A 7782-nucleotide genomic window follows, 5' to 3' on the forward strand; every position below is an offset into this window, starting at 1 on the left:
GCGGCTACTCAAGCGGCTCGGCTTGTCGCGCCAGAAAACCCGGCCGCGTCACCCACAGAGCAGTCCAGCCGCGCAGGCCGCGTTCGAAAAATGGGCTGGGCGCGAAGCTCGCCACGGTCGCCGCGGCGCATCCAGGCGAGCATCTTACTATCATCATGTCGATCTACGTTGGGCATGACGGCGCTGAAGATCTTGCGTCGGCACTAGGCTATCCGACACACCACGTGGATGAAGAACGACATGCGGAAGATCATGATTACGGCGCTTGGTGCAGCGGCCTTGGCTGGCGGTAGTGGATATGCAGCCGCACAGGATACGACAGCGGCGCCGGCAGGCGTGACGGGCGACATGACGATTGAACTCAGTCAGGTTCCGCCTGCTGTGTTGATGGTGGCCGACCGGCACATGCCCGGCTTCAAGGTCACCTCGGCGGATGTCGACCTGGGCGAGGACGGCATGATGGTCTACGAGGTCGCCGGTACCGACATGGACGGCAAGAACGTCGAGCTGGACGTGCATCCTGATGGCCGGCTGGACGAGATCGAGCGCGAGATCGCCATGGGTGACGTGCCCGAGAAGGTCTCGAAGCTGATGAAGGCCTACCTGGCTGACTTCCAGCCGACCAAGATCGAGCTCAGCCAGCGTTCCGACATGGCGATGGTCTACGAGTTCGAGGGCACGCATGACGGCCGGGATGTCGATGTCGAGATCTCGGCTGCCGGTGACATGATCCTGATCGTCGACGACAACGCGGCCTAGGCTCCAGCTTACGGCTATTCGATGCCCGGAGCTGAATGGCTTCGGGCATCAACTGGAGCCAGCGCCTGTTACGTCGGCTGTAGCTTTGCGAGCCTGCTCAGCACCCAGGCCTGCTCACAGCAAGGAACCTCACTGGAACTCTGGGCGCCCGGCAACGCGGTCATGCCTCTCATCAGCGATAGCTTGCGCCAGGTCTTCCCAGGATGTCTCGGGCAGCACATGCCTGACATGCCGCTGGTGCTCCCGTTCCGCTGCCGACCATTCCGTCTGCTCGGCGAACGCTGAGCGCAGCCTCCCCCGATAGTCGAACAACTCGTCGTTCTGCATCTGCGTCTTTGCCTGCACGGGCCAGCCTGTCCGTTGTTGCGGTCACAGCCCCATCTGGTGCCCATCGAGCGGGCTTCCAGCGTTGCAGGCTGCAGTGACGTCGAGTTCATGGGATGAGCATGGTGGCGTCATGGCCTGACTAGGCAGTCACACAACTGCCATGTGCTCCACCTAGGCTGCCAGCTTCGCGTTCCAGCAATGGCTGGACCAGATGGCGTCCAATGGATCAGGTATCATGCACGGGCAGGTGATCTTGTGATGCCGCGATGGTGCCGGCTGATGATCAGCATCCTTGGTGCAGTGGCTGGCTCGCTCCTCTACCTCCTGCTGTCCTTCCAGCAGCACGCAGGACGTCTGCTTCTCACCAACGACGACATGATCCTGCTGGCCTGCGTCGCCTGGATCTCAGGCTACCTTGCCTGGTCGATCATGACATTGCTGATCGCGCGGCAGCAGCAAGTATCCCGATGAGACTAATGAGAGCAGGATCAGCATACCAACGCTGACCCCGCCTCCTGCATCTACACTAGCAAAGAGTCCTACGGGTGGCTTCAGCCGCCGCTGCCGGATCCACCGCCAGAGCTGCCCCCGCTGGAGGAATTGGAACCAGATCCGCCACTGCCCTGTCCCCCGCCGGCAGCATCGCCGTCGGTCGCATCGGGCCGGCAGCCTTGCGTCGTGGTCGAGCTCGACGATTCCACGCCGCACTCCATGCGGTCTTCAGCCAGCGCGCTGCCGGCTGTGCCGGCAAGCAGGCCAGCCACGGCGGCTGCCCATGTCCATGTGTTGATCTTCATCTGGATCCCTTTCGTCTGCTGACCGAGGAAGACTGTGAAGGGGAACGAGCTGTTGATGTGCCGGTCATGGTGGCTTGCTCGTGTGGGGCATCAGACCACAAACCGGAACAGGTCCTGGCGGATGCGCTCGAACTCCGCATGCGTGCCCGCCAGCAACGCCATCCGGTCGTTCAGCTTGCGAATGATGCCGATCATATCGCGCAGCAGGTTCAAGGCCACCGGCGGATGCTGCTCGATCAAGCCTCGGAACACGTCCTGCGGAATGGTGACAGACTGCGTCGCCTCGATGGCACGCACCAGGTTGTGCCCCCGGACGCCATCGAGCGCGGTGAACTCGCCGACCAGCTGGCCAGCACTGGCGCGGCCCACCGCAACAAGTGCCATCTTGGTTTGACCCTGCAGGATCTCGACCCTGCCCGCCACGATCAGGAACACGCAAGGCGGCACCTTCTCGGCAGAGTCATAGAGGATCTCGCCCGCTTGACGGTGAGCGGACGAGCATTGCTGGCTTAAACCCTCCAGCGCTGCCAATGGCAGGTCACGGAAGGGTCCGACCTGCGCCAGCTGGTTTACCACCACCGCTCTTGTACCTCTTGCCGTCTCGGCAACGACTGATCCTGCTCGGCATGGTGCACATAGCCGAACGGCATGGCGGAACGATGACAGGCCGACGTGCGAGCAGCTCCGGCACCGCTGGCGCTATCCAGCCGTTTGGCTGGTATGGCTTCCAGCAGAGCTGCCGGGAGCGGTACCAGCAGGAGATGTCATGACCGAAGACGATAAGAAGCCCGTCATCGGATCGCTCACCGGAGCGCTCAACTCCGATCCTCACGAGAATGCTCGCCGGGCGGAAGAAACGCTCGATGCGCCGCGCCGGCGCGAACAGGAGGAAGCCATGCGCAACAAGGAGGATGCGACGTCTCAAGAGGAAAGCAGCACGCTGCATGACATCGGCGCCACCCGGCCGGCCGACTGATCAGCATCCACAAGCGTTTCAGGAACTGCCGGGGCGGCCTCCTGTTACGTTCCCATGGCTGAACCATTTGTCCATCATCAGCATGGCCAGCAGGTCGAGCTGCTGGAAGAGCGCCTCAAGATCGACCGCCGCATCGTCGAGCTCGGTCGTACCCATGTCGCCATCGAGGTGGAGACGAGGCAGCAGTTCGTGGAAGCCCTCCTGCACGAGGAGGAAGTCACCGTCGACCGGATCACCATCGACCAGTTCGTCGACGAGGTGCCGCCCGTTCGGGAAGAGCATGGCGTGCTGATCGTTCCGGTCGTGGAGGAACAGCTCGTCGTCGGGACCCGGCTCGTGCTGAAGGAAGAGTTGCGGATCAAGAAGCTCTCGCAGGAGGTGCCGGTCCGCCGGATGATCCCGCTGCGCGCTGAGCTTGCGACGGTAAGACGGGTGGATGAGCCGGATCTCGGCCCACCGATCGTCATTCAGGAAGAGCTGCCATGAACCAGACGACGACGGCGTCGTACGATATGAGCGCTGTAACCAAGACGATCCATGACCGGCTGGTAGCGCTGGGCATGCTCAAGCAGGACATCACGATCCGCAAGGACGTCGAGAACTGCAACGGCCTGGCCGGCATCGACCTCGCCCTGCGCCGTGACCAGGACACCATCTAGCTAACAGACGAGAGCATCTTCCCAAGGTAGCTCTCTCACTCGCTCGGGCAGTACGGCCTGGCATTAGATTGAACGCCGATGCGCATCCTCGTCGTGGAGGACGAGACCCTCATCGCCCCTTTGCCCTGGAGTGGGCATTGAAGATCGCTGGCTTTCGAGTTCTGGGCCCAGCCGATAGCGTCGAGGATGCTATCGCGCTTTGCCAAATGACGCGTCCGGACCTTGCCCTGATCGACCTCAACCTGCGCGATGGCGGCGACGGCGTGGAGGTGGCCTACTACCTGCACCAGCGCCACCAGACGCCTTGCCTGTTTCTCAGTGCCCAAGCAGGCCATGCCCGTGCCAACCGCCATCTGGCCTGGGGCTTGGTGCGCAAGCCTTATGACAGCGCCAGTGTACCTGAGATCATCAACTTCATCGCCAGGCTCCGCCGCGGAGATGAGACGACACAGGTTCCAGCGGGTCTGGAGCTGTTCCGACCGAAGGACAACTGAGCAGCTCACGAACAAACCAAGACAGCCGAGGCCAGCTGCGATACCGAACCTGAACTACTCCTCGTCCGTCTCCAGGGCACCACGCAGAGCGGCACGAAGACGTTCGTCTGCGCTGGCTGCCGAACGAAGAACGGCGTCTGCGTGGCGGCGGTAATGCTGCCATGCCTCATCAACGCGTCCATCCCGCTCGCTGACCAAGCCAACGACCTCAGCTTGCTGGGCGTCCCCAGACGGACCCATACGGGTCATTGTCGCCGCTGATAAACCTCTTTCAACCATCGACGATCCTGCCCATCGCAGTTCGTCTGGATGTCGCTTGGTCGAAACGTCTTTTCACCAGGATGGTTGCGCGCCAGCGCAAGAGGACATGCGCCTGGACGCTCTCCTCGAGCGCCCTACTGCCGTCAAGCACCCTTCGGCCACAGAACGCCTTAGCTGCGCCGTCTCGTTCCACACAACTGCTGGATGTACGACAAGTTGCAGCGGTTCGACTAGAGCCTGCGCAGGCTGATGGGCAAGGCGCCATCCATGGGCTGCCAGCTCTTGCCGCCATCGTCGCTGCGCTCGGAGGATCACCGCCTGATCGGCAAAGTGGAACAGGCCGGTCATCTAGCCTCACGCTTGGAGCCCTTGCCCAGCCTGAACCGGCGTTCTAGGTCCTTGGCATGGGGAAGGCGATCTCCCCACGAGGCGTCAGCCGAAGCATCGCGTCCCGCACCGAGCAACGGAAGGACGCTGCATGTCTTCGACGACCACCATCTCCATCGACAAGCTTACCCGCCTGATCGGGACACCCAGGTGCCCGGTGCTGATCGACGTGCGTACGGACGACGATGCCGCCGCCGATCCACGCCTGATCCCGGGATCGATCTGGCGGCGGCATGACCAGGTTCATCACTGGGTCGAGCCACTGCGCGGCCGCACCGCGATCGTCATCTGCCAGCGTGGGCAGAAATTGAGCCAGGGCGTGGCCGCCTGGCTGCGCCACGAGGGCATCGCGGCAAACGTGCTGGAGGGCGGCTTTGCGGCCTGGGCGACGGCTGGCCTGCCGGCGGTACCTGAAGCCAAGCTGCCTACGCGGGACGAGCAAGGACGAACTGTCTGGGTCACGCGTACGCGGCCGAAGATCGACCGGATCGCCTGTCCCTGGCTGATCCGCCGCTTCGTTGATCCCGGTGCCGTGTTCCTGTTCGTCACACCGTCCGAAGTTACGGCCGTGGGCGAGCGCTTTGGTGCAGCACCCTTTGACATCGAGGACGTCTTCTGGAGCCATCGTGGCGAGTTCTGCACCTTCGATGTCATGCTGGACGAGTTTGGTCTTGGGACCGAAGCACTGCGCCGACTGGCCACGATCGTCCGGGCCGCAGACACGGCACGCCTCGATCTGGCGCCGGAAGCACCCGGTCTGCTGGCAGCCTCGCTCGGGCTGTCCCGGATGTATGCGGATGACCTCGAGCAACTCGAGGCCGGGCTGTCCTTGTATGACGCCTTCTACCGCTGGTGCCGGGACGCAACCGATGAGACCCACAACTGGCCAGTGAAGAAGGCTGCCAGCTCATGATCAAGACCACCGAAGGCTCGTCTGTCCCAGAAGCCGTGTCGGCTGCCGAGGCCCACGCACAGCTACCCTCTTTTGCCGAAGCCTTGCGGGTTTGGCTGAGGATCGGCCTGCTCTCCTTTGGCGGCCCGGCTGGACAGATCGCGCTGTTACATCGGGAGGTGGTGGACGAGCGGCACTGGATCGGCGACCGGCGCTTCCTGCACGCGCTCAACTTCTGCACCCTGCTGCCGGGACCGGAAGCCCAGCAGCTTGCGACCTATCTCGGCTGGCTCATGCACGGCGTGCGCGGTGGGCTGGCTGCCGGCATCCTGTTCGTGCTGCCGGGGGCCGCCGTCATGCTGGCGCTCTCGCTCCTCTATGCGACACTCGGCGACGTCCCGGTGATTGCTGCCCTGTTCTTCGGCCTGAAATGCGCGGTCCTTGTCATCGTGGTCGAGGCATTACTACGGATCGGCCGGCGGGCGCTGAAGGGCAAGGCAGCCTGGGCCATGGCGATCGCCGCTTTCATCGCCCTGTTCTTCCTGAACCTGCCCTTCCCGCTGGTGGTGCTGACGGCCGGCATCATCGGCTATCTGGCACCCGCAGCCTTCACGCCTTCCAGCCATGGCGAGGCGAAGAATGATGCACCGGCCCTGATCGACGCGGTGCTGGCGGCTGATCCAGCCCGTCCGGGTCGGCTTGCCGCGAGTGCGCGCCGCGCCGGTATGATCGGCTTGGCGCTATGGCTGGTGCCGGTCGCCGTCCTGCTGGCGACCGTGGGCGGGACCTACGCCGACGTCGCCTGGTTCTTCTCCAAGATGGCCGTGGTCACCGTCGGTGGCGCTTATGCGGTGCTGGCTTATGTCGCGCAGGATGCCGTCCAGGCCTACCACTGGCTGTCAGCTGACGAGATGCTGGCCGGCCTGGGGCTGGCGGAGACAACGCCCGGGCCGCTCATCCTGGTGCTGCAGTTCGTTGGCTTCCTTGCCGGGTTCCGCGCACCGGAGGCGGTAAGCGGTATCCCTGGTGGCATCATCGCCTCGGTGCTGGTGCTCTGGGTGACCTTCGCACCCTGCTTCGTGTTCGTCTTCCTGGGCGCCCCGGTGATCGAGCGGCTGCAGGCCAACCGGGCGCTCTCCGCAGCGTTGGCGGCGATCACGGCCGCCGTGGTCGGCGTCGTCGCCAATCTGGCGGTCTGGTTCGGGTTGCGGGTTCTGTTCCGCGAGGTGCAGGCCATGCAGGCAGGTCCGTTCGCGGTGGATCTGCCGGTGCTCACCACACTCGATCCGGTGGCACTGGCGTTGGCTGCTTTGGCAGCCCTTTGCCTGTTCCGCTTCAAGCTGGGGGTGGTGAAGACCCTTGGAATTGCCGCAGGAGCCGGGCTTCTTGTACGGCTTGCCTTAGGTTAGATCACCTGATCGATAAGAGGATCGGGCGGTCTGGGGCTGCAAGGCAGCTATACTGGAAGCGCTGCCGTTCGATCCAGGTCTCGATCAAGACATTGCGGTGGCCTTGCCAGGACCAGCCCAGCTTCCAACCCAGCCATTTGGTGGCGGCTGCCAGCACGCTGTCGCTCGAAGCAGCAGAAGATCGCGGCATGCACACCCATTCCCTTGAGCCCTGGCAGCACCGGCATGTGTTTTTGGGTGCGGATCATGCCCGAAACGAGCGGCGGACCTGGATTGTCATCACGATCACGACGGCGATGATGGTCCGCGAGATCGTCGCCGGTGTCGCCTTTGGTTCGATGGCCTTACTGGCCGACAGCTTCCAGATGGCGACCCATGCCGGGGCGCTCACCATCGCGGCAGCGGCCTGCCTGTGCACCCGCCGCCATGCCGAGGACGAGCGGTTCACCTTTGGGACCGGCAAGCTCGATGAGCTGGCGGACTATACGACGCGCTTATCCTCGCCATCGTCGCCCTGCTGATCGGCTTCGGGTCGGTGGTCCACCTGACAGCGTCCATCTCGATCCAGTTCAATCAGGCCATCGCCGTGGAGCCCGTCCGACTACCCAGGACATTATCTCGATCTGGGGGGTGGGTGAGCAGGCGCTGCCGACCGATCCGCTAGGTGAGCTCCAGCTGGAAAGATCCGCGCGCTGGCTGCACGAACGTGCACGCTTTCACCCCTTTCGATGCCAAGGTCGCGCCAGCGTGATGGTGGCATGGAGGCTTCGACCGGATCCGTGCGGCCCTCGACATCGAGGTCGATCCGGATCACCGAGCCC

General features: G+C 63.7%; 13 protein-coding genes. 10 read left to right on the forward strand and 3 right to left on the reverse strand.

What is annotated here, in order from left to right:
• Positions 1-22: 22 nt before the first annotated feature.
• From VHL31_RS27070 to VHL31_RS23450, 3 genes are all read left to right on the forward strand, one after another.
• On the forward strand, positions 23-178 hold the full coding sequence (locus VHL31_RS27070) for a hypothetical protein (protein WP_414653810.1): 156 nt from the start codon (positions 23-25) through the stop codon (positions 176-178).
• Positions 179-240: 62 nt separating this feature from the next.
• Positions 241-759: a hypothetical protein gene (locus VHL31_RS23445; RefSeq protein WP_414653809.1), complete on the forward strand. Its 519-nt coding sequence runs from the start codon at positions 241-243 to the stop codon at positions 757-759.
• 606 nt (positions 760-1365) lie between these two features.
• Entirely contained in the window at positions 1366-1557 is a 192-nt protein-coding gene (locus tag VHL31_RS23450; RefSeq protein ID WP_329663675.1) for a hypothetical protein, read from the forward strand.
• Between the two features lie 80 nt (positions 1558-1637).
• Here VHL31_RS23450 and VHL31_RS23455 read toward each other — a convergent pair whose 3' ends face one another.
• Positions 1638-1883 carry a hypothetical protein gene (locus VHL31_RS23455; protein ID WP_329663676.1) on the reverse strand — a complete coding sequence of 82 codons (246 nt, stop codon included), beginning with the start codon at positions 1881-1883 and terminating at the stop codon, positions 1638-1640.
• Between the two features lie 90 nt (positions 1884-1973).
• Positions 1974-2459 (reverse strand): Crp/Fnr family transcriptional regulator, encoded by a 486-nt coding sequence (locus VHL31_RS23460; protein ID WP_329663677.1) that lies wholly within the window; start codon positions 2457-2459, stop codon positions 1974-1976.
• A 190-nt stretch (positions 2460-2649) separates the two neighbouring features.
• Here VHL31_RS23460 and VHL31_RS23465 point away from each other — a divergent pair, with 190 nt between their 5' ends.
• From VHL31_RS23465 to VHL31_RS23495, 7 genes are all read left to right on the forward strand, one after another.
• The gene (locus VHL31_RS23465) at positions 2650-2859 is read left to right on the forward strand and encodes a hypothetical protein (protein ID WP_329663678.1); all 210 of its coding nucleotides are present in this window, start codon (positions 2650-2652) and stop codon (positions 2857-2859) included.
• Between the two features lie 54 nt (positions 2860-2913).
• Entirely contained in the window at positions 2914-3345 is a 432-nt protein-coding gene (locus VHL31_RS23470; protein WP_329663679.1) for a DUF2382 domain-containing protein, read from the forward strand.
• Positions 3342-3518 carry a hypothetical protein gene (locus tag VHL31_RS23475; protein ID WP_329663680.1) on the forward strand — a complete coding sequence of 59 codons (177 nt, stop codon included), beginning with the start codon at positions 3342-3344 and terminating at the stop codon, positions 3516-3518. The genes VHL31_RS23470 and VHL31_RS23475 overlap by 4 nt, the downstream gene beginning before the upstream one ends.
• A gap of 68 nt (positions 3519-3586) precedes the next feature.
• Positions 3587-4012, forward strand: coding sequence for a response regulator (locus VHL31_RS23480; RefSeq protein ID WP_329663681.1), 426 nt, complete (start codon positions 3587-3589; stop codon positions 4010-4012).
• Positions 4013-4751: 739 nt separating this feature from the next.
• Complete coding sequence (locus VHL31_RS23485; RefSeq protein WP_329663682.1) at positions 4752-5573, forward strand: sulfurtransferase/chromate resistance protein; 822 nt, start codon at positions 4752-4754, stop codon at positions 5571-5573.
• Positions 5570-6961, forward strand: a complete 1392-nt coding sequence (gene chrA / locus VHL31_RS23490; RefSeq protein WP_329663683.1) for a chromate efflux transporter — start codon at positions 5570-5572, stop codon at positions 6959-6961. The genes VHL31_RS23485 and chrA overlap by 4 nt, the downstream gene beginning before the upstream one ends.
• 188 nt (positions 6962-7149) lie before the next feature.
• Positions 7150-7482 carry a cation transporter gene (locus tag VHL31_RS23495; protein WP_329663684.1) on the forward strand — a complete coding sequence of 111 codons (333 nt, stop codon included), beginning with the start codon at positions 7150-7152 and terminating at the stop codon, positions 7480-7482.
• 92 nt (positions 7483-7574) lie between these two features.
• Here the strand turns inward: VHL31_RS23495 and VHL31_RS27075 are convergent, their stop codons facing one another.
• On the reverse strand, positions 7575-7775 hold the full coding sequence (locus VHL31_RS27075; RefSeq protein WP_414653811.1) for a TOBE-like domain-containing protein: 201 nt from the start codon (positions 7773-7775) through the stop codon (positions 7575-7577).
• Positions 7776-7782: the final 7 nt, after the last annotated feature.

It is taken from the genome of Geminicoccus sp., from assembly GCF_036263595.1.
Taxonomy (GTDB): Bacteria; Pseudomonadota; Alphaproteobacteria; order Geminicoccales; family Geminicoccaceae; genus Geminicoccus.